General features: G+C 39.3%; 21 protein-coding genes. 4 read left to right on the top strand and 17 right to left on the bottom strand.

Translation table 11 applies throughout. From position 1 onward, the window contains the following. The first annotated feature begins 1 nt into the window (after window position 1). On the top strand, window positions 2–550 hold the full coding sequence (locus ACH0AK_RS05245) for a TIGR01440 family protein (protein ID WP_224434727.1): 549 nt from the start codon (window positions 2–4) through the stop codon (window positions 548–550). A gap of 64 nt (window positions 551–614) precedes the next feature. Here the strand turns inward: ACH0AK_RS05245 and ACH0AK_RS05250 are convergent, their stop codons facing one another. The 12 genes from ACH0AK_RS05250 to ACH0AK_RS05305 all read right to left on the bottom strand — a co-directional run bounded on the left by ACH0AK_RS05250 (window position 615) and on the right by ACH0AK_RS05305 (window position 13,367). Beyond that, window positions 615–2,255, bottom strand: coding sequence for a glycoside hydrolase family 13 protein (locus tag ACH0AK_RS05250; protein WP_010735450.1), 1,641 nt, complete (start codon window positions 2,253–2,255; stop codon window positions 615–617). A gap of 176 nt (window positions 2,256–2,431) precedes the next feature. Next, a complete protein-coding gene (locus tag ACH0AK_RS05255; RefSeq protein ID WP_194179953.1) occupies window positions 2,432–4,669 on the bottom strand; it encodes an AAA family ATPase in 2,238 nt (745 codons plus the stop codon). Between the two features lie 22 nt (window positions 4,670–4,691). Next, window positions 4,692–5,171 carry a DUF6530 family protein gene (locus ACH0AK_RS05260; protein WP_010735448.1) on the bottom strand — a complete coding sequence of 160 codons (480 nt, stop codon included), beginning with the start codon at window positions 5,169–5,171 and terminating at the stop codon, window positions 4,692–4,694. A 155-nt stretch (window positions 5,172–5,326) separates the two neighbouring features. Continuing rightward, window positions 5,327–6,175 (bottom strand): DegV family protein, encoded by an 849-nt coding sequence (locus tag ACH0AK_RS05265; protein ID WP_010735447.1) that lies wholly within the window; start codon window positions 6,173–6,175, stop codon window positions 5,327–5,329. 263 nt (window positions 6,176–6,438) lie between these two features. Then, window positions 6,439–8,031: a polysaccharide biosynthesis protein gene (locus ACH0AK_RS05270; RefSeq protein WP_010735446.1), complete on the bottom strand. Its 1,593-nt coding sequence runs from the start codon at window positions 8,029–8,031 to the stop codon at window positions 6,439–6,441. A 128-nt stretch (window positions 8,032–8,159) separates the two neighbouring features. Continuing rightward, on the bottom strand, window positions 8,160–8,477 hold the full coding sequence (locus tag ACH0AK_RS05275; RefSeq protein WP_010735445.1) for an AzlD domain-containing protein: 318 nt from the start codon (window positions 8,475–8,477) through the stop codon (window positions 8,160–8,162). After that, window positions 8,470–9,249 carry an AzlC family ABC transporter permease gene (locus tag ACH0AK_RS05280; protein ID WP_010735444.1) on the bottom strand — a complete coding sequence of 260 codons (780 nt, stop codon included), beginning with the start codon at window positions 9,247–9,249 and terminating at the stop codon, window positions 8,470–8,472. The genes ACH0AK_RS05275 and ACH0AK_RS05280 overlap by 8 nt, the downstream gene beginning before the upstream one ends. A gap of 266 nt (window positions 9,250–9,515) precedes the next feature. Then, on the bottom strand, window positions 9,516–10,490 hold the full coding sequence (locus ACH0AK_RS05285; RefSeq protein ID WP_023519677.1) for a cation diffusion facilitator family transporter: 975 nt from the start codon (window positions 10,488–10,490) through the stop codon (window positions 9,516–9,518). Between the two features lie 30 nt (window positions 10,491–10,520). Next, entirely contained in the window at window positions 10,521–10,913 is a 393-nt protein-coding gene (locus tag ACH0AK_RS05290) for a DUF4430 domain-containing protein (protein WP_499796769.1), read from the bottom strand. Window positions 10,914–11,029: 116 nt separating this feature from the next. Then, window positions 11,030–12,106: a hypothetical protein gene (locus tag ACH0AK_RS05295; RefSeq protein WP_194179955.1), complete on the bottom strand. Its 1,077-nt coding sequence runs from the start codon at window positions 12,104–12,106 to the stop codon at window positions 11,030–11,032. After that, window positions 12,106–12,984, bottom strand: a complete 879-nt coding sequence (locus tag ACH0AK_RS05300; RefSeq protein ID WP_499796770.1) for a viral A-type inclusion protein — start codon at window positions 12,982–12,984, stop codon at window positions 12,106–12,108. Before ACH0AK_RS05300 ends, ACH0AK_RS05295 begins: the two co-directional genes overlap by 1 nt. Before the next feature lie 191 nt (window positions 12,985–13,175). Beyond that, window positions 13,176–13,367: a hypothetical protein gene (locus tag ACH0AK_RS05305; RefSeq protein ID WP_010735437.1), complete on the bottom strand. Its 192-nt coding sequence runs from the start codon at window positions 13,365–13,367 to the stop codon at window positions 13,176–13,178. Window positions 13,368–13,526: 159 nt separating this feature from the next. On the opposite strand from ACH0AK_RS05305, the gene ACH0AK_RS05310 reads away from it, so the two are divergent. The 3 genes from ACH0AK_RS05310 to ACH0AK_RS05320 all read left to right on the top strand — a co-directional run bounded on the left by ACH0AK_RS05310 (window position 13,527) and on the right by ACH0AK_RS05320 (window position 17,359). Then, entirely contained in the window at window positions 13,527–15,029 is a 1,503-nt protein-coding gene (locus ACH0AK_RS05310) for a DUF1846 domain-containing protein (protein WP_010735436.1), read from the top strand. 418 nt (window positions 15,030–15,447) lie between these two features. After that, on the top strand, window positions 15,448–16,629 hold the full coding sequence (locus ACH0AK_RS05315; protein ID WP_023519682.1) for a NupC/NupG family nucleoside CNT transporter: 1,182 nt from the start codon (window positions 15,448–15,450) through the stop codon (window positions 16,627–16,629). 169 nt (window positions 16,630–16,798) lie between these two features. After that, the gene (locus ACH0AK_RS05320; RefSeq protein ID WP_023519683.1) at window positions 16,799–17,359 is read left to right on the top strand and encodes a guanylate kinase; all 561 of its coding nucleotides are present in this window, start codon (window positions 16,799–16,801) and stop codon (window positions 17,357–17,359) included. Between the two features lie 30 nt (window positions 17,360–17,389). Here the strand turns inward: ACH0AK_RS05320 and ACH0AK_RS05325 are convergent, their stop codons facing one another. From ACH0AK_RS05325 to ACH0AK_RS05345, 5 genes are all read right to left on the bottom strand, one after another. Continuing rightward, window positions 17,390–17,896 carry a GNAT family N-acetyltransferase gene (locus tag ACH0AK_RS05325; RefSeq protein WP_010735433.1) on the bottom strand — a complete coding sequence of 169 codons (507 nt, stop codon included), beginning with the start codon at window positions 17,894–17,896 and terminating at the stop codon, window positions 17,390–17,392. 13 nt (window positions 17,897–17,909) lie between these two features. After that, window positions 17,910–18,872 carry a sce7725 family protein gene (locus tag ACH0AK_RS05330; RefSeq protein ID WP_137072460.1) on the bottom strand — a complete coding sequence of 321 codons (963 nt, stop codon included), beginning with the start codon at window positions 18,870–18,872 and terminating at the stop codon, window positions 17,910–17,912. 7 nt (window positions 18,873–18,879) lie between these two features. Then, complete coding sequence (locus tag ACH0AK_RS05335; RefSeq protein ID WP_023519685.1) at window positions 18,880–19,569, bottom strand: hypothetical protein; 690 nt, start codon at window positions 19,567–19,569, stop codon at window positions 18,880–18,882. Window positions 19,570–19,834: 265 nt separating this feature from the next. Next, on the bottom strand, window positions 19,835–21,292 hold the full coding sequence (locus tag ACH0AK_RS05340; RefSeq protein WP_226076504.1) for an amidase: 1,458 nt from the start codon (window positions 21,290–21,292) through the stop codon (window positions 19,835–19,837). Window positions 21,293–21,438: 146 nt separating this feature from the next. After that, entirely contained in the window at window positions 21,439–22,380 is a 942-nt protein-coding gene (locus ACH0AK_RS05345) for a dihydroorotate oxidase (RefSeq protein ID WP_071867076.1), read from the bottom strand. Window positions 22,381–22,407 lie beyond the last annotated feature (27 nt).

Genomic DNA, 22,407 nt, shown 5'->3' on the forward strand with positions numbered 1-22,407 from the left:
AATGGAAGTATCAAAAGACAGTTTCAAACAGCAATTATCTGAAATGGTTTCGGACGTTCTCAATGAAGCCAATCTTAAAGCAGGCGATCTATTCGTTGTAGGATGCAGTACCAGTGAAATTGTTGGTGGACATATTGGTAAAAACTCAAATGCAGAAATCGGACAATGGGTCATCGAAACATTGAAAGAACAATTAGACCCTCTGGACATTTCGTTAGCAGTCCAAGGCTGCGAACACCTTAATCGAGCATTAGTCGTCGAACGTCCAGTAGCGGAAAAGAAACAATTTGAGATCGTCTCTGTCATTCCGGCACTCCATGCAGGAGGTGCCTGCTCAGTTGCAGCATTTGAACAATTCAGCGATCCTGTCGAAGTGGAACATGTCGTTGCTCAAGCAGGAATCGACATCGGTGATACTGCGATCGGGATGCACATCAAACATGTTCAAGTGCCTGTACGTCCTCGTTATAACACATTGGGTCATGCACATGTCACTGCTTTACGGTCTCGTCCTAAATACATTGGCGGACCTCGCGCGCAATACGAATAAGAAAAAACTACGAACGAATAAGAGAATTGTTCCCTTTCTTACGCTCGTAGTTTTTTCATGTGAGCTAAATTTTTCGATAAAGGCGCGCTTCATAAGGGGCGAATGTACCACTTGATTGAAATTCTTGACCGGGTTGATTTTCCAATAATACTTCCCAATTTGTTTCGATTTCCGTTGGTAAGGTATAAGTCGCTGCTTCATCAGTCAAGTTGACGATGATCAGATAACGTTCTTCATCTAGGACTCGTTCGTATACAAAGAGCTGTTCATTTTCAGGAAGATATTCATTGAAACTACCATAAATCAACCCTTTGTTTTCTCGACGTAGGGTAATCATTTTTTTGTAAAAAGATAAAATCGATTCTGGGTCATTGGTTTGATCAGCGACGTTGATCATTTGATAATTCGGATTGACCAGTAACCAAGGGGCAACCTTAGAAAAACCAGCATACGAATGATCATCCCATTGCATCGGTGTACGACTATTATCTCTTGTGGTATTGGCTACGATATCCAATGCTTCTTCTTCAGAACGTCCTTCATCAAGCAATTGTTGATAGAGTCTTTTCGAATCCACTGCATCGATCTCATCAATAGAGGAAAATGGTAGATTCGTCATACCGATTTCTTGTCCTTGATAAATAAATGGCGTACCTTGTAAAAAGAAATACATCATGGCGATTGCTTTTGCAGAAACTTGCCAATACGCAGGAGACGTATCTCCAAAGACAGACACACATCTTGGCACGTCATGGTTTTCCATATAAAGAGCATTCCAACCTTTACCATCCAGTGCTCGTTGCCAAGCGCTCAATGATTGTTTCAAACTCAATACATCTAGATCACCGTCTTTTTCATGTTTCCAGATCGAAATATGGTCAAACTCAAAAATCATATCAAAATAGCCATTTTCGCCTACCCACTCAGGTCCTTCGTTTGCAGATACCCCACTTGCTTCTCCTACCGTCATAATATCGTATTCATCAAAGACATTTTTTAATTCTGTCAAATGATCTTCAATACCGGAGACATTTTGAAAAGGAGAAAATGGGTTCTCAGTTGCCTTGACAGAGTATTCATCTTTTTTTACATGAGAAATGGCATCTAAGCGGAAACCATCGATCCCTTTATCTAACCACCAGCGGATCATCGTGAAGAGTTCAGCTTTTAACTTGTCACTTTCCCAGTTCAAGTCAGGTTGTTCTTTTGCAAAAATGTGTAAGTAGTATTGACCAGTTTGTTCATCGTATTGCCAAGCTGAACCGCCAAAGATCGACTGCCATTCATTTGGGGCTTGATCAGGTGTGCCATCGACCCAAATGTAGTAATCACGGTAAGGGTTATCGACTGACTGGCGAGATTCAATAAACCATTCATGCTGATCAGAACTATGATTGATGACGAGATCCATGATGATCTTTATCCCCATCTGATGGGCTTCAGCTAATAAGGCATCAAACTCATCCATTGTACCAAACTTCTCAAGGATTGCTTGATAATCGCTGATATCATAGCCGTTATCGACAAATGGTGACTGATAAATAGGGTTGATCCAAATAAAGTCGATCCCTAACTCTTTCAAATAGCTAAGTTTTTCGCGAATGCCGTTGATATCACCGATACCGTCGTTGTCGCTATCTTTAAAGCTCGCTGGGTAGATTTGATACCCAACTGCTTCTTTCCACCACTTTTCTGACTGCTTCATGCTTATCCCCCTTTTTTCTTTATTATAGCTCAATTTCAAGCGGTTACATATTTGTTACCGTTAACTTTTTTCATGCTTACATCAGTTGGAGTAGTGCTTATCATAAATGAAAGAACTCAAAAAAGCGAACATCAAAGACCATGAGTGACGCATCATCTTTGATATTCGCTTAATATTTATAAATAACGAGAAATCAATTGGATCAATTGTTTAGGAAATGTCGATAAATCGGTAATATCGACGAAGCGACTTGCGCCATAGATTTCTTTGATTTCTTCCTTATCTTGTCCAATTGCCGCAGAAATAAAGACGATACCTTGGCGTTCATATTCGGTCAAGACTTCTTGGATATCTTTTTTTGCTTTAGCGCCTGTATAATCAGGTAACGCTTTTGGTTGGCCATCACTGATGTTGACGATCAGTTTGGTTGTCGCAGGTTGTTCTGTCAGCTTTCCAGCGATCAGACGCAACACTGCACCATCACGATTATTTTGTCTTGGCTTCATAGTCACTAATTTCTGTTCCAACCACTCAAATGAATCTGAAAATTCTTTGTACGAAAAGACAGATGTCTTTTCTCTTGTCGAAACATCTGCTGTATCCCCGTAGATCAATAAAGGAATACGTACTTTTTTAGCAAATGCGGAAATAGCAAATGCAGCTTTTTTTGCAGCTAACATGCGGTCTTCACGAACCATCGAACCAGATTCATCGATTCGTAGAGCCACTGCCAAAGAAGGTTGTTCGTGAGGGGGATTTTTTTTATCAAATTGCCGTAAATCACCATAAGCTACTCGACTAGCATTAAAACGTTGGCCTTCGTACTTTCCTTTTTGATAAGTTTCGCTTTGTTCATTTTCCAAAAGATCAAGGATTTGCCGACTCAATGAATCCACGATCGGATCGATTTCTTGTCGGATAGTCGCTACTTCAGGATTTATGACAGCAAACTTAGGGCGATGAACGATCATTCCTTCTTTTTCATGGATCGTACCTTTCATCAGCTGCCGCGCTTCTTTATTGAGTTCACGCTTGAGTTGCTTGTCTAAGGCTTCCATATCTGAAGCTGACATCTCTTGGGATTCATCATCTGCTTGGTTTTGTTGTTGACTTCGTCCTTCGACTTCCTGGCTCCGCTCTTCCGATAAAGGTAACGTGTCTATCGGGGTTTCTTCTTTCGCCGCTGCTTCCTTTGTCTGCTCTTCTGGTAACACTTCCTCTTTTTCTGAGGGTTGTTCAGCAAGGGATGTTGTTTCTTCTGCCAACTGATCGATTTGACGTTCTATCGCTTCTTCTGCACGAATTGTCCGTCCTTTGGTTCGTGGGGATTCGTCTGATAAGTCCCCCCATTTCTTTTGTCGAAGCAATTCTCTGAGTTCATCTAAAAGCCCACTATCAGTTAGTGCAGTCGTCAAAATGTGTAATTCATCTGGATCAGTCGTCAGTTTATATAAGACTTTAGGATAGAGCGATACGAAAATGTCTTGATTTTGTTTCATTGTATTGACCCAATAAAAATAAGAACGCATACCTGCCACACCTTTGATAGCATTTGCTTTGGCAGTTTCATCTAACAAACGGATCACTTCTGCCATTTTCAACAAAAGTGTCGGCTCTTTGACTTGTGTCTTGCTGATAGCGCGTTCCACCATGACTGAAAGCTTTGGCAGGTCCATTTTCTCAGCATGTTGCATACGATCTCGAAGCGATTCATTCAACGGTCGGTTTCCTTGGTAGTTGCGATTGGTTGTAATGATGATGATACAATCAGGGTGGCGTTTGATCACACCAGTAGGTAAGTTCAACAAACCGTTCGTTTCTAAGGCAGAGTTCAAGGCAACAAGAACCGAAGCATCACGTATCACCGTTGGTTCTTGGATTTCTAAAAGATAACCCTTTTCGATCGCACGAACGATTTCTGACGGATAGTATTTGTAGTGGATCGTACTTTCTTCGTTGTTTTCGATTCGTTGCACGAGATCGGCTAATTTCTGTTTGGCTGTTTGTTGATCGACGGAGTAATATTGTTCGATCAACGTCAATACCGCAGATAATGTATCCGTTTGATAAATAGCGGTCAATAACTCTTGATCCTCTTCTTGGTCTGAATCAATGACAGGTAGTAACGCACCAAAGACATCTGATTTATCCATATCAGCAAAGCATGTTACTTTCGTATAAGGTAACTGCAGATCACAGGATAATGCTTTGGCTAATTGCGTTTTCCCAGAACCTGCATCTCCTTCCAATAGCACATTGCTGATTTTCATTTCCGGATCTAGCCAGTTTGCTTTGATTTCAGTTGCAATACGCAGCTCTTCAGCACTTGTTTGATGACTTGTCGGTTTTTTCCAGATCATTTGTTTTTCGATCGGCGTAAACGTTCGTTGATCGGTGAGTGAAAAGTTTTCCATGATTAAACACTTCCTTATAACATTAATACCCTAGATCATCTAATAGACGTTTCAAGATACGAAAACGTTCACCAAGTAATTCGCCATCTTTTTGTAAAGCATCGTAGTATAACATGATATCTTCATCGATTTTAGGGTTTTTCGTGTCCACTTCCACCGTCATCCGGTTTCCTTGCAAACCGATGATATCAACGACAGGATTTTCAGGGTCGTAAAATTTTTCATGGCGGTAAGCATCTTGGAAGTATACACTTCCTTGCGCCACTAAGATCGCTAAGTCAAGGATACGAGTGATCGGTAATTCTTCCGATTGACGTGACCACTTTTCACCTGTATGACGCCACACTTTTCCTGAGATATCGACTTTGCCTCGATCATTCCACTGAGCTAATCCTAAAGACAGTCCTTTTGCATCTGTATGCAAGGCATTTCTGCCATCAACTTTATCATAATCTTCAACGACGATCACTGGTTTATGTTTCAAATTTGTTGGTATTTCCATCCTTCTCTACTCCTTTTTAGTAATTTAGTGATTTAGTAAATTACTAGATAATTAAAGATAGTATAAATTAATTAGGGTAGAAATGCAAAAAAACAGTCCAAGCAAGTCATTGCTCAAACTGTTTCTTTTCTTTGTGTTTTTGCTTTCTGCCCTATTTATTGTGCAGAGATCGCAATACCGATCGCTTTTTCACCCAAGTGACTACCGATCACTGGACCAAAATGGCCGATCTCGATTTCTGCTTGTGGGTATTGTTTTTGAAGTTTTGCTTTTTCTTCTTCGGCAACTTCTAAATTGTTTGCATGGATCACATATAATTTTACTGGTGGCTTAATTTCTTCATTTCGTTTGCCAATGATTTGCTCTGCACGGGCAAAAGCTTTTTTACTTGAACGGATCTTCTCGAATAAGATGATCTTACCTTCTGAAAAAGTAAGGATCGGTTTGATTTTCAATAGTCCCCCGATCAGCGCAGCCCCATTAGTCAAGCGACCTCCGCGGACTAAGTTGTTCAAGTCATCAACGATCAAATAGGCGTATGTATTGTCTCTAATTCGATCGATGTGAGCTAAAATGGCTTCAAGTGAATAACCTTTATCATTCAAGTCTAAAGCAGATTCGACCATATGCCCCATTGGCATACTGGTGATTTTCGAATCATAAGGAATAATCGTCATCTCTTTGACGTCGTCTTTCATCGCGAATAATGTATTGACGAATCCAGAAATCCCACTTGATAAGTGTATGCTTAAGATCGTATCATAGCCTTTGGTTTTCAGTTCTTCATATAGTGCCAAAACTTCACCTACAGCAGGTTGGGAAGTTGTTGGAAAATCTTTACTGTTTTTCAATAGTCCGTAATATTCGTCTGCTTCGATGTCAATGCCTTCGTTATAAATTTTTCCATCCAAGATCACAGGAATAGGAATCACATATAAATCAGGATGGTTTTTGATACGTGTTGGCAGGAAAGCTGTACTGTCAGTTACGATTGCTAATTTCATTTATTTAAGTTCCTCGTTTCAAAGAATTTTACCAGTCCTTAATACTATATCATAAGTAAGAAAAGATTTGAACCTTTGTCCAGATTATAGAAAAAGCAACCCATGTTTTTTATTAAAATCTAAGGTTTTTATCACTTTCATTATTTATTAGAATGAATAAAAGCCAGGACTAGAAAATTTTTCTCAAGTCCTGACTTATTATCCGAAATTAGCTTGCACTCTTAGTTAGCTATAGAACCACTGGTGCTTGCCAAAGCATCCCCTTATCGTCTGAAATTCTTGACCATCTGCATGGCGTTTCTACCAAACTGGGCAAAGGCAAACGTCAAGCCACCGACACCGCCAATCACCACACAATAAATGACTGCATGCGTTTTTGATGTCATGGATAGGGAAAGACTCAAAACGAAGAAAAGAATGCAGCACAGAAGCAACATGGCCATTGTCGAACGAAACGTCTTCAAGAAGAAATGACTGATCTTTGCGAATGGCGAGATGCGGTATTCTTTTGATAAATAAAGATATCCACGAACAAACACAAAAGCAAAAGCCACTGTATTAGATAAACTCATTCCGTATCCGCCAAATAAAGCTAACCCAATCGCTTGGAATACGACTTTTAAAATAATGGCTTCTGTTGTCAGTTTGATTGCAACCAAATGATGATTCAATGATTGGAGCATCGTCGATAAAATCGTAAACAACGAGAAGAACAAGGAAGCTAGAAGCGCCATTTGGAAGTACCCGACACTCTCTGGATCATAGCCAAAAAACAAGGTGTATAATGGTCCTGCTAATAAGGACATCCCTGCTAAGGAAGGCAAAAGGATCAATAAAGCAATCGAGAAGCTGTCCCCGACTGTTTTTTCAATCTGTAGTCGGTCTTTTTTTCCTAATGTACTCAGGATCGGCAGACTACTGATTGCGACCGTTCCGACCATTGAAATCAAGATCAGTGTCAATTTGTTCGGATTGACTGATGCACGACTAAACAAAAATTCGAGTTGCTGGTCTGCAATTTCTGGTCTGAACAAATGTAAGAATGGTTTCATCGTCACCTGATCGATCATTTGTACAATCGTGATCACCGAACCAACATAGATGAACGGTAAGGTTTCTCGAATGATCGAAACAGACGCAGAACGATTGTCTTTTTGGAAATAGCGACTTGAGATCCAGAAATCTTTTAAACGGAAATAATCGTTTTGCCGTCCAATAACAAACATATGACCAATAGCTGCTAGTCCACCGAAGAAAGAAGCAACAGTACTGATCAATACCGCTTGCACAATCGTGCCATCTGTCAACACACGCAAATAATACGTACCAGCTAAGATCACGATTACACGGACTACCTGTTCAATGATCAAGGAAGTACCGTAAGGGCGAAGATGATTTTTCCCTTGGAAGTAACCTCGCATCGCACTTAATACTGGGATCGCTACTAAGGAAGGACAGAGACTACGAATCGCCAAAATACCGTTATCGACATTCGAGATCGGACTGATTTTTGCCAAAGCGGGAGCAAACAAATACATCAATAAGGCAGATATGATCCCGATAACGAACATGATATTGATCGTACTGCGAAAAATGACCCGACAAGCTTGTTCATCCCCTTTTTTCGTCGCCACCGCCACTTTTTTTGCTATCGCATTTGGAAACCCGACTGTACCTAACATCAGGAAAAGGCCATATGGTAAATAGCCCACATTATAAAGGGTAGTTGCTAACATGCCATCTTGATTGTTCCCCATCATACTTAACCAAGGAATCAAATAAACGACACCTAAAACTTTACAAAGTAGATTGGCAAAGGTAAGCCAAAATGTCCCTTGCATCAATTTCTTATTCATATGTCAACCTCATCTATCTCTATTAGAATAAACATCTTCCCTATTATAACAAAAAAAACTTGGAGGACAACTCGTTGAGGAAAACAAAAAAATAAGCTTCCCAATTTTTTGGAGAAGCTTAAGAAATTCTATAACATTGATAATAAAAACAAAGAAGCAAGTCCTGTAATGACAGACAAAGCCATTGAGCGGGTTTTATAAGCAACACCTGCGACAAATAGCATCGCAACGATTTTGATGTTCCACGCAATATCTAAATGTTCATGCGTGATAAAAACATCTTTGAAGGCCAACGCTGCAAACAAAGCAACTGGTACATATTTCATCCATTCGCTAAACCATTTAGGCACTTTTCGATGTGTAAAATAAAGCATAGGAAAAACTCGTGGAATGTAGGCAACGACAAATAAGCTGATCACCAATAACAACAAGTACCACTCAGTCATGATGTTGCACCTCCTGTTCTGGGAAATGGAACAATGGCTCATTCAAAGGTTGGGTCTCTTTGCTGGATTTCTTTTCTTTTTCCTTCTTGAAGGCTCTTTCTAATACAAAACCTGCTGAAGAAGCAATCAATGTTGCAACGATCAAACCGAAAGTGTTTTGGAAAAGTACCATGAATATGACACTGAGTATCCCAGAAAAGATCCCTGTGAAGATGAGTAAAGCATTTTTCATTTGCATGATGAACATAAAAATAAACATAGCAGTTAAGGCAAAATGCACCAAATCCGTATCCACTCGGATCACTGATCCAAAAATATTTCCGACCATGTTGCTAATCGCCCAAGCCCCCATTGAAAACCAATTGACATATAAAGCTTTTCGCTTGTCCCAAGTGGGATCAGTAGAATACTTCAAATAGTTGACGGCATAATTTTCGTCATTCAATGATTGAGAGAACACAGCTAAAAAGAATCGCTTTTCTTTCTTCATAAAGCCTGAAAGACTCGACCCTAGCAAAATATACCGTAGTTCTAAGAAAAAAACCATCAAAAGTGTAGTTGAAAATGGCGCTTGTGTGGCTAACATAGAGGCAACTAAGAATTGTGCGCCACCAGAAAATACTAAGATAGATAATAGACCAGCTAAGAGTGGATCAAAGCCAACTTGCTGCAGTAATACTCCGCAAGCTAACCCAACTGGGATATAACTAAGGCAAAGTGGCAACGAAGCATGTAGCGAATCCTGCCAAGGCGCCCGTTTCTGTTTATTCATTAACGATATCTCCTTCAATTTACAACAAATAAATAGCGGACTAATTGTAACATAAATAAATAAAAATGTAGCCGTTTTATCGTTAAACAACATGATATTTTTCTCATTTTCAAAGGAGAACGATTAAAAAAAATAAAAATCATCGAAAAAGATAAGATGAAATTCATTTTCCTCCTACCTTTCAGATGATTTTACACTATAAATAAACGAGTTATTTTTTTGACATCAAACTTTTTTATAAGTAAAAAATAACACTAGTTTCTAAATTATTTCTCGACGTTCTCTATCATATTTTCTTGTGTTTTCTTTATTTGCGAATAATTTGGATCATATTTATCTGTTTCAATGTAAATATAGATTTTTTTATCCTTTAATTGTTCACGGATCGTCCGTTCAATATCATTGATGATCATGTGTACTTGATATTCTTTACTCTCAAATAGATCGATTTTTGCCGCAACTAAAATCTCTGTCGGACTTAAATGCACAGTTTTGATATCAATGACGCGATTCACTTCATTTCGCTCAAAAGCAAATTTGATCTTTTTCAAATCTGTTGTAGTCACGCTCTCGCCAATAATCAAACTATAAAATTCTTTTGCCAGAAAGATAGCAGCACCCATCAATAGAAAGCCGATCAATAGTCCACTGATGGCATCAAAAGCTGCAATCCCTGTCACCATAGTCAATCCGGTGCCGACTAAAGCAAGAACAAGACCAATTACAGCACAGAGATCTTCGGTGAAGATCACGAGGATCTCACTGTGGCGACTTTCGCGTAAAAAGCGCATGATTGAAAGGTTTTCAGTGTTCAATTCGCGGATTTCTTTCATCGCGATTCGTAATGAACTCCCTTCTACAGCTAGACCAAATAATAGAATCAGGATGACGATCCAAGGATTACCAACTTCGTGGGCGGGATGGGTAAGTTTTTCAAAAGCTTCCATCACACCTAGCGCGCCCCCACCAAAAAACAACATCATGGCAACAATCGTACTGAAAAAATACTTTGCTCGTCCTTCGCCAAATTGATGTAATTCGCTTTGACCACGATTCGCACGTTTGTCACCGACTAGTAGTAATACTTGATTGCTACAGTCAACGATACTATGGATACTTTCATTCAACATAGCGGCACTGCCACTGATGGCATAACCGACAAATTTACTAAACGCAACTAAGAGGTTGGCACCTAACGCTGCCAATACAGAAAACATTCCGCTCTTCTTCAAATTCTCCATTGCTTTTTCTTCCCTTCATTCTTAACAACATCAAAGAGTATCTAAATTAAAGATGACGGTTTGATTATTTTTTAATATAGTTTCTTTTACGCCTACTTTTGTATTTTTACCATCCACACTGAACATCCAATATTTTTTCTCTTCGGTATTTTGGCTCTGACCATTGATCGAGGTGATAAATCCTTTGTCTTCTTCCACACTAAAGTTTTGTTCCAACACGTCCAGTAAATTTTCTCCTGTATGGAACGTCACTTTTTTTACTAAGGTATCAACCCCATCTTCTTGCAAGGTGATAGTTGCTGTTTCATTCGTCACCATGGATGACGGTTTTGGGTCAGCTTTTTTTGTCTTTTGATTTGTACAACCGGTAAAGAAAAGCAACATCGAACAGACAATGAGTAAACTGGTTACTATCCTTTTCATTTTACTCCTCCTAAGTATAAAAAAAGCCAAGGAGAAACCCGATTCCTTGGCTCTTTTTTCATCGATCATCTGAATGGATCATTCTGAAGCATATAAGGCATGATTGCTCTTTTTCATCAATTTTTGCGGACCATCAAAGGTACTAAAAATTCATAATTGATAAAGAAATCGATCACTGAACGATGATAGTCACCAGAAGAAATCGCTAGATCTGTCTGTGTTGTGTCTTTAAGAGAAATTTGGAGCGACTGACCTTTATCCAGCAACACCTTATAAGTCGTGTCATCCAATTTTTCCATATCATACTGCGGATTTTTCATTGTGACAATAAAAATATCATCTAATACTTCTTGCGTAGCTGGAAACTTACTTGAAATATCTAATCTTAGTGGCTTCGTATTGTCCAACAAGGTTTGATCCACCGTAAAACCTAATTTACGTGCATAAGCAAATAATTGATTCAACTTGTGATTGAAAATCGTGATCTGACTAGCCGAAAACACGCGTTCAACAGACCAATGACGAATCAATGCTAACACTCGGTCATCATCGATCTCGATCGTCATTTGTTCTGGGGATACTCGCATCAAATTGATGGATTCTACTTGGTATCGTTGGTCGATCGTTGGTAACACAAAGGAGAACAACAATTCTTTTTGTGGGGTCAAACTATAATTGATTGAAAAATATCTTGTTTCCCATACATCATATGCTTGTTTGGATAACTCCAAGCCAATATCATTCAATGGTTTTAATATCTCGTAGGCAAAGTATTCGATCAAACTTGTCTTAGCAATGGCAGAAATCGGTGTATCTTCTAACACATAGCGATGATATGCGACCAATAACTCATTGAAATCCGCTTCGATCAAATATTTACGTAATCGTAAATCGGCCAACTCTTCTTCTGCGGCTGCAATCAAGTCAACGATGTCTTCGTGATCATTTTGTTTACCAGAAAGATATGCTTGGTTTTCATTGACCGCTTGCTCGATCGTTGAACGTTCATTATCTGTTTGATTCGTCGAGTTTGGGACGACTTTTTCTTTTTCGTGGATTTTGGCTTCTTCGCGAATTTCTTCTACTTCATTCGCCAACTCTTTGTCGATGCTGGATGCTTCTTCTACTGGGTCAGTCGTTTCATGATTTTCAGCTGTTACTTCTTGTAGGTCTAAATCTTCTTGTTTTGTCATCACTCGTCTCCTCCCTCTTCTACTATTTCAGGGTTTTCACTGCCAAGGTACGACATCAAGAAACGATGGATCGACTGTCTGAAACCTTCCATGTCACCAAAATATTTTTTTATTTGACGTTGTTCTTTTTCAACGATCGCAGCGCGTAGCTGGTCCGCTTTTTCTTCACGTAATAAGGTTTGCTTTTGTTTTTGGATTTTTTCTGGTTCTTCGATATAAGGCAACCAACCTAATTTTTCATTTTCAAGTGCTTGTTTCTTTTGTTCTAACGCTTGGATTTCTTCGTCTATTTTTTTACGATTCAAGAAACCTTTCGTATCATCTAAGTCAGTGATTTGCTGATTGATCTCTTTGATGGCCTCTTCTAAACGCTCGATCTCTGTTTTTGCAGTGATCACTTTTGCCTCTAACTCATTGATTTTTTTATCAAAATCATGGGTTTGTTGCGTCGCATAGTTCTCCCATTCTTCATCGATTTGCGGTAATACAAAGATTTCAGGTAAGCTGGCATCGATCCCAATCGTTGCTCGTTCATGAAAATAGGTGCCGATCTGGTAATAACTCATCGTCGGAGAGATGGTCTCTGTATGTTTCATAAAGGGAAATTCTTGCAAGAAACGGTCATGGATCTTCCGCATCAACAGCTGATCGATCTCATGATTTTCATTTGAGGTTTTTTTAAGCTCATCGTTCAAGCGTCCATTGTATAACTGATAGATTGCGGGAATATTCTCCTCGCGGACAGCTTGTTCAAAAGCTTGCAGATCTTCTAATAATTGTGAAAGATTCATACTTGCTTTTTCTTTGATATCGTAAAACGAAGATGCTTCCTCTTGTTCGTTTTCATCATAATGTTCGTTCGTCTGTGGGTCTATCATCTTACTGGCCTCCTCTTGCTTTTGAACGCATCAATTTTCCATCAATTATTCTATGTAATCCAATAGTATCATTTTCTAAGAAAAAAGTGTTACTAAGTATGCGCTGACTTAGAACAAAAATTACTTTTACTTGTATTAATTGAAAGTTAGAGAACATAAAAGAGCGGGTCAGCGATTCCCCGCTCTTAGCTTTATTTTTTGGGTAAATCTCTTGTTGTAAAATGGATGCGTTGGTTTTCATCTCGTGTAAGTAATGTTTCTTCATTTAAGTAAGAGAACTTTAATTCATTTAGTTCACTATCTTCTAGCATATGCTCATATCCTGTAAAAATTGAGCGTATATACTGTTTGTACGCGTTTTTCTTTTTTTGTCTTTTTTTCATAGGACACCTTCCTTATCAAACCTATCATACCAATGAATGCCTTCTGAGACAAGCATGTTTCTTTTGTTTTTTCTTTGAAATTTCTTTATATACTTAATTGATAGTTGACGAAACCTTCAAAAAATGAAAAAATGCGAGAGTAGCTAAGGAGGGAAACAAGTGAAAAAAATAGGTTTTGACTCAGAAAAGTATATCGAAGAGCAATCTGCGTATATCCTTGAACGCGTTCATCATTATGATAAGTTGTATCTGGAATTTGGTGGGAAATTAGTCGATGATAAGCATGCCAAACGTGTCTTACCAGGATTTGAAGAAGATGCTAAAATCAAATTATTGCAAAAGTTGCGTGACCAAGCGGAGATTTTGATTTGTGTGTATGCTGGTGACATCGAGCGGAATAAGATTCGTGGTGATTATGGGATCACATATGATATGGATATCTTGCGCTTAATCGATGAATTACGAGGATATGGATTATCGATCAATAGTGTAGTGATCACCCGGTATAACGGACAGCCAGCAACTAAAGTATTTATCAATAAATTGGAGCGTCGGAATATCAAAGTCTATAAACACGCTGAAATCGAGGATTATCCGATCAATGTCGAAAAAATCGTTTCAGAGGATGGTTTCGGCAAGAACGAATACATCGAAACAACGAAACCAATCGTTGTCGTGACAGCTCCTGGTCCAGGTAGTGGGAAATTAGCTACCTGCTTGAACCAACTGTATCACGAGAGCCAAAAAGGCAATGCAGCAGGTTACTCTAAATTTGAGACTTTCCCTGTTTGGAATGTTCCATTGAAACATCCCTTGAACATTGCTTATGAAGCAGCAACAGTCGATTTGAAAGATGTCAATATGATCGATTCTTTTCATTTTGATGCCTATAATAAGGTGGCAGTCAACTACAATCGTGATGTAGAGACTTTCCCAGTCATTAAACGGATCATCGAAAAAATCACTGGTAAGGAATCGGTCTACCAGTCTCCTACTGATATGGGCGTCAACCGCGTAGGCTTCGGTATCACGGATGATGAAGTCGTACAGGAAGCCTCGAAACAAGAAATCATCAGACGCTATTTCCAAACGGCTTGTGACTTTAAAAAAGGTTTGACAGATGAAGATGCCGTCAATCGTATCAAATTGATCATGGAGGAAGTCGGTTTACGTCCAGAAGACCGTAAAGTCGTGACCCCTGCTCATGAGTATGCAAAAACTAGTCAAGCGGCAAGTACTGAACCGATGGCAGTGATCGCGATCGAACTTCCTGATCAAGTGATCCTTACAGGTCGGACAAGTCAATTAATGGATGCTTCGGCTGCTGTTGTCTTGAATGCGATCAAATATCTCGCCCATATCTCTGATGACATTCCGTTGTTATCGCCTCTTGTCTTGGAAACGATCCAAGGACTTAAAAGCAAGGCATTGCACTCTTCGATCGATACACTCAATCTCAATGAGGTGTTGATTGCTTTATCAATCAGTGCAGTGACTAATCCAATCGCACAAGTTGCTTATGAAAAATTAGCAGAACTTGAAGGTGCGCAAGCACATTCAACTGTGATGATCAATAAGAATGATGAACAAAACCTGAAACAATTAGGTATCGACATCACTAGTGCGCCTGTTTACCCTTCAGAAAACTTGTATTATCAATAAATAATTCTTCGATGATGGCTAAAATAGAAAAATAGAAGTTACCTCGATAAATAAGGTGGTATCCATGAAAATTGCTCAAATTTTTGTGGGTACCCTTTGTTTTTTGGAGAAGCAGCTTCTGTGTCAGACTTTCCTGTTTTAAAAATAAATAAAGTAAAGTTGTTGCTCGTCTAACAAGTCCTGATAATATTCATCTACCTTCATCTACCAAGTAATATACGTATATGCCACAACCGCTAGATAAATCAACAATTTAGGTTTCCCAAAGTGACTTCTATTCATTAAAAGACATCTATCTTTCCGTTCTCTTACATGTATACGCTTTAGTCTAAAAATCTCATGAAATTTCTCTCAAAAGATTCGTATTCTTTAAAAATAACATGTAGAATTAAACGGAATTTGGTAAGGAGTGATTTTTTTGAGTCAGTTTATTGGAATAATAGGTTTACTTTTGATTTTTGGGTTGGCGGTTTTGATCAGTAGCGATCGAAAAGCCATCAAACGCAAACCATTGATCATCATGCTCGTTTTGCAATTTGCGTTTGGGTTTGTTTTACTGCGTACGACTTTTGGTACAGCGGTTGTTGCGATGCTAGCCAAGCTATTTGATCACTTATTGGCATTTGCCGGTGAAGGTGTCAATTTCGTCTTTGGGGGTGTAGCAAACGTTGGAAGTGCCCCATTCTTCTTGAATGTGTTGATGCCAATCGTCTTTATTTCTGCAATTATTGGGATTTTGCGTTACATCAAGATTCTTCCTTTATTTATGAAAGCAGTCGGTTTAGGATTGAGTAAAATCAACGGAATGGGAAAATTAGAATCTTATAATGGTGTTGCTTCAGCGATTTTAGGTCAATCAGAAGTTTTTATCTCCATCAAAAAGGAACTGCCTTTCTTAACCGAAAAGCGTCTGTTCTCGATGAGTGTTTCCGCAATGTCCACGGTTTCGATGTCCATCGTTGGTTCCTATATGGCATTGATTGATTCAAAATACGTGATCACTGCTTTAGTTTTGAATCTTTTTGGTGGATATATTCTTGCCTCGATCGTCAATCCTTATGAGTTAGACGAAAAAGAAGATGAATTAGTGATTGAAGAAGACAAAGAACAAACATTTTTCCAAATGTTAGGCGAATATATTTTAGATGGTTTCCATGTCGCAATCACAGTGGCTGCAATGTTGATCGGTTTTGTTGCTTTGATTGCTATGATCAATGCCTTGTTCAGCGGGATTTTTGGGATTACATTCCAACAGATTTTAGGGTATATTTTTGCGCCATTTGCATTTATCAGTGGGATTCCTTGGAAAGAAGCGGTTGATGCCGGTAGTATCATGGCAACAAAACTTGTGACAAATGAGTTTGTAGCAATGACTGAATTATCGACTGGGACTTTTGAATTTACAGAACGTACCACCGCTATCTTATCAGTCTTCTTAGTATCATTTGCGAACTTCTCTTCAATTGGGATCATTTCAGGGGCAATGAAAGGGTTGAATGAAGAAAAAGGTAATCTTGTAGCAAAACATGGATTGAAAATTTTGTTCACCGCTTCATTAGTCAGCTTTTTAAGCGCAATTGTTACCGGAATACTGGTGTAAAGCTATCTTTTATCTAGCGTCTTAAGTATACTGAACTTGGCTGGTTTGAACAGATGACCTGTTTAAATTGGTTAAGTTTTTTTATTTTAAATGACAGATTTCCACTTTTCGGTATATATTAGTTATAAACATGTCTTTGATCATGTCACTATAGAAAGGAATATTTCCTATGAATAAATGTTATGTATTTATTGGGCCTTCTGGTTCCGGAAAGACGACACTAGCTCATGCAATTTTTTCTTCACAACAAAAGATCATTACGTATACGACCCGCCCCCCACGAAAAAATGAAAAAAATCACCTTGATTACCATTTTGTTTCTCAAGAGACCTTTGAAGAAATGATCGTCCATCAGGAATTTGCCGAATGGGATCGGTACGCCGATCACTATTATGGCTCAAGTAAACAAGAGATCTCAACGAAGCTTGCACAGGGTGACTGCTTCACGGTCCTTACAGCCCCAGGTTTTTGGCACTTGTATGAACAATTTGGTCGTTGTATCGTCCCTGTCTTCATCATAGTAGCAAAAGAAAAGTTGTATGAACGATTTGTACTTCGCGGAGACTCACCAGATAAAATCAGGCAACGGCTCGCTCTCTTTGAAAAAGATCAAAAAGAACTTGAAAAATTAACACTTATTCCTACCTTGATCTCATTTGAAAATAATCAGACGTTAGAAATCGAAACAGAAAATTTAAAGCAAGCCATCCATGCAGCGGATCATCGCTGAACAGTTGGCTTGCTTTTAGTTTTGAGCACTTCACAATAATTTTTGATAGGCTTTTCTTTCTCCGTGTGGGAATGGAAATTCAATCATGCCACAATAATGAAAACCTGCCGAGTATATCGTTTTTTCCATTGGGTGATTAGTGGGAAACGTATCGATCCGAACGTCCTTGATTCCTTGACATGTGGCAACGGTCAATAAATGATCTAATAATTGTTTTCCAAGTCTTTTCCCTCTTACGTTTTGATCAAGAGCAACTCGATGGATGGAAAGATACGGCTCTCTCCCCTCCCAATTTCCGGCAATTGCTGTATAGACCGGATCAATGCCTGCAACAAGCGCCGCAGTGCCAACGATGTCTTCTTCGTCAATCAAGACGAAGCTTTCCTGCCTTTCAATGTCTTCGATGAATCGTTCTTTTGATGGTTTTTGATCTCCTTGCCATTGAGGCAATCCTTGCTCAGCAAGGTATGCTGCAGCTTGATCAATGATTTGTAGCACTCTCGGCAAATCATCTAATGTAGTTTTTCTAAGGTACATATCTCTGCTCCTTTTATTGATCTGTGATCAATTTGTATAGCTTGTCTATTCTTGAACCACTGCGTAACCAGTCTGTCGGATGATCTAAGAGCTGACTAACTAATTCAAGATGATGTAACAATGTCCATTTCTTCAAAACTCCCAGACCAGGGAATTTTTGTTGGCGATACAAGCTGACAAGCTCAAGTAATCCTTCCGTGATATAAATTTGTTGATGGTTCCTCATCAACCAACCATACATTTTATTGGCTGCTTCCATAAATTTCAATGCTTGATCTTTTGCGGAATCATTGGTATCTGAAACGAAGTGTTTGATTCGCATATTCCCATAAGCATCGACGTATGTAATATGCAAGGCCAACGCTCGACTGGGAAATCCTTTATCGAAGTAACGACTGCCTTCGATCGTAAAATTGGAAAACCCATGATAGCCATCCATTTGAAAGAACAGATGATCATCGCTAAAAAAATCATCATTTTTTTCTGCATAATTTTCCACATGCCGTCTCGTTTGAAATTGATCACGGATAATGATTTTATTCTCAGGCAATTGCATGCGTAAGCGACTAGAATCAGGAATGAAAAATGTCGCATTAGTTTTGATCAAAGCTTGCCAAATCGCATTTTCTCTAGGTTGATGTTGTCCATCAAAAATAATGAATGGCGGGGGTGATTCAATCATTCTTTCATAATTGCTCGGCGTAATGATCTCTGCCTCTGCTAACGAGCTATCTTCACTGGTCACCCATGTGTGAATCGGTTGATCGAACAGTTTGAACTGACCCACTTGCGGATTCTTTATGATAATCAGCGGATGATTCTTTTTTTGAAACAACTCGACAACATTTTTTAGCGTCGCCGAATCACGTACTGGCTCGATGATTGGCTGAATCTTAGTGGATAAAAGTCCACGATTCAAACTTTCCTTTAATGCAAGTAGATCGAATTGTTTGCCACGTAAATAAGGATAATACATATATTATTCACTCCAATGGTTCAGTTGGCAGACGTCGAATATGACGTTGCTGGCGCAACCAGTCCTGTTCTTGTCGCAAGGCACGATTTTCTTCTTGCAGATCATGGATTGCTTGACTTTCAATTTCATCAATAAACCTTTCATAGTAGCGTTCTTTTGAGAAGGGATCTTGTGTTTCTGAGCGTTTTTTTAATTCTTTGTACAGCTGATCTGAAGGGAAATATTTTACTCCCCGTTCCATTTGTTTGGCCTTTCTGACTTCTCTAAACAATGAAGCCATAAAACGATTTGTCAATGCCTCTTCTGCTACACCTAACTCACGGCGCATTGCTTTTTTTGCAATAATAAAAGTTCCAGGAACAGTCATTTCCTCTTCTAGTGCATACGAACGATAGACTAATACACCAATCTCTGGTGGGATCTCACTTTTGACTTCTTCATATAAATTTTTTGGTAAAACAAAATAATTATAGTGACCGACAAAGGACAATTTAGCAGTTGAGCGAAAATCAGCTTTTGTGACTTTCAATTCATAACAGCGCCATTCTCTTGTTCCGTCAAATTTCATCAGACAACTTAAAGTATCCACGATTCCATGATCTTCAGGCATTGTTACTTCCTCGACCACGATCCCTCCCTGTTCGATACAATAATGATACAACGATGATTCCAGCTCGATCGTTAAAGGAGTTTTCATACACTTCACCTCCGAACATACTTTCGCTTTTCATTCTACCTGAAAAGCCAAGATAATCCAACTACCATTTTATTTTTTTGTATGCTACTTGTCTAACAATAAAAAAAGCAACATAGAAAAGACGAAAAATGCAGCTCAAACATCACATTTTTCGTCTTTTCAATTGCACTCGTTTTTTATTGATCGATCGACTTGACGGTAAATTCTTCTACCTGTTTGCTATTCCGTATTAAAAATCGCACGATTCATTTGTTCTGTTGATCTCTTACGCTTGCTCGATTCCTGGCGGAAGATAAAACAAACCATATTTTTCAAATAATTCACCAATCTGAAAGAGTAAGTCTTCTCTTCCTCTGGCAGCCATAAACTGAATTCCTAGTGGCAATCCTTGTTCACTGACATGTGTAGGTAGACTTATTGCAGGTTGCCCAGTTAAGTTCGCTAGTTGTGTATAAGGAGTGATCGTCAAGCTCTCTTCAAACATCGCTGACACGACTGCCAACCCTTCATCTGCCGATAAATGAGAGACATCAGCCATCTGCTGACGGATCAAGTCACTTTGTAAGTCAGCTGTGATTTTAGGCGCAGTATCCGCAGTGGTTGGCGAAAGGAACAAATCAAAGGACTCAAATAAGCTTTCCATCGTGACAGCTGCATGATCCCATACGTGCAAGGAATGCACATAGTCTGCTGCAGTAAGTTTTTTACCGTATTGCCATAATGTCCATGAGATTGGTTCTAGCTCGTTGCTTTCTATCCTCCGCTGCAACCCATTTTCGATCGACTCGATCATTGCTGCCGTTTCAGCACCATTCATTTGATAATACGAGTTGATCAATGAACGTCCATCTAAAGGATAAGGAATCTCAACGATTTCATGTCCTGATTGTTCTAGAAAATGCAGTGCTTTTTGAACAGCAATTTGAGCATCTACACTTACCTTCGACCCGATTGGTGAATCAACACAGACAGCGATTTTCAACCGTTCCTTCACTGGATGCTGTTGCCAAAAGGCTGGTGTCACTTGATAAGGTGCCCCACTATTGATTCCTTGTAATGCTTGGAACAACGCTTTTGTATCTCTCATGGAAATCGTTAGTCCGAAATCAATTGCCGCTCCTTGCCAGCCTCGCCAAGCATTTGGACCAACAGGCATTGTTCCTCTTGATGGCTTCAAACCGATCAAGCCAGAAAATGAGGCTGGAATACGGATCGAACCACCCCCGTCACTGGCACCTGCCATAGGAACGATCCCAGCCGCAACAGCCGCCGCAGCTCCGCCACTTGATCCTCCTGGAGAGTATGCCAAGTTCCATGGATTTCGTGCTGGGCCATATAATTGTGGATCGGTAATATTCTTAAAGCCAAACTCAGGTGCATTCGTTTGACCAAATGAAACTAGGCCAGCTTTTTCTACCGCCTGAACATAATTTGAATTTTTGGATGCTCGGTGTTCTTCGAAAATCCTTGAACCAGAAGTTGCCAACCAGCCTTTTTTTTCTTGTCCTAGCATTTTTAAAGGAAATGGTATTCCTGCTAGTAGCGAATCACTCTCCAGTTGTGGTCGTTTTACATTTGATTGGAAATCAAGTGCTTCAAGTGTGACAAATGCGTTGATTTCTGGATTGAACTTTTCGATTTTCCGCTTTGTTTCTGTAAAAAGTTCTTCCAAGCTGAATTGCTTTGTTCTTAAACCATTCGCAAGATATGTTGCATCTTTCATGCTCTCCCTCCTCAGTTACGGTTATTTTCTCATATGACAGAAAAAGCAACAATGTTTACGCTTAGTCTCTTATTCTAAATAGAAAAACACTTGACGCAACTGAATGCTTCAAGTGTTTTTCTCTAGTTATAAGAATGAAAGAGGTATTACGACATCGAGCGTAATTTCCCTCTAAATTCGTCGATTGAATGGTAGCCTTTTTCCGCCATGATCGTCTCTAATTCTTTACTGATACGATCAAAAATAGCTACTCCCTCTTTGTGAAGTTCCGTACCGATCTGTAACATGCTTGCGCCGCATAATAAATGTTCAAAAGCATCTTGTCCATTGCGGATACCGCCAGTACCGATGATTTTGATCTCTGGTTTCAAGCGGGTATAAAATGCCCGGACATTCGCTAACGCAGTAGGTTTGATATATTCGCCTCCAAGTCCACCAAAACCATCTTTTGGTTTGATGACGACTGTTTCACTCTCAGTATCGATATAAAGGCCATTTCCCACACTGTTGATCGAGTTCACATAGGCGATCGGGTACTGATTCAAGATTTCCGCCATTTGATCAAAGTGGGCGAAATCAAAATAAGGAGGAAGTTTGATTCCCAACGGTTTTGAGAACACTTGAAAGACTTCTTTCAATAAAGCTGCTGTTGCCTCGAAATCGTAAGCTAGCTGCGGTTTTCCTGGAACATTTGGGCATGAAAGATTCAGCTCAGTGATCCCTTGGTAATCACTTTCTTCGATCAACTTCAACATTTCCAGATTTTCCTCTGCACTCATACCGGCAATCGAGAAAAACAATGGTTGTTCTTGTCCATGCTCTTTCTCGTAGGCCAATGCATAATCCAGATAATAGGAAAAACCTAAGTTTGGTAAGCCCATTGAATTGATACTCCCCAGTGGCACATCATAATAACGAGGTTCAGGGTTTCCTGCTCGCTCATTGATGGTACAGCTTTTTGTAATGAACGCCCCCGCATTCGAATGTGCAAGTTCATCTAATTCCGCTGTAGTCATGCAATGGACACCAGAAGCGTTCATCAAGGGATTTTCAAAAGAATGATTTAAGAAAGTAGTCGTTAAGCTCAAGTTATTCTCTCCTTTTAATAAAGCGTT

The sequence above is a fragment of the Enterococcus pernyi genome, from assembly GCF_045371165.1.
Taxonomy (GTDB): Bacteria; Bacillota; Bacilli; order Lactobacillales; family Enterococcaceae; genus Enterococcus_B; species Enterococcus_B pernyi.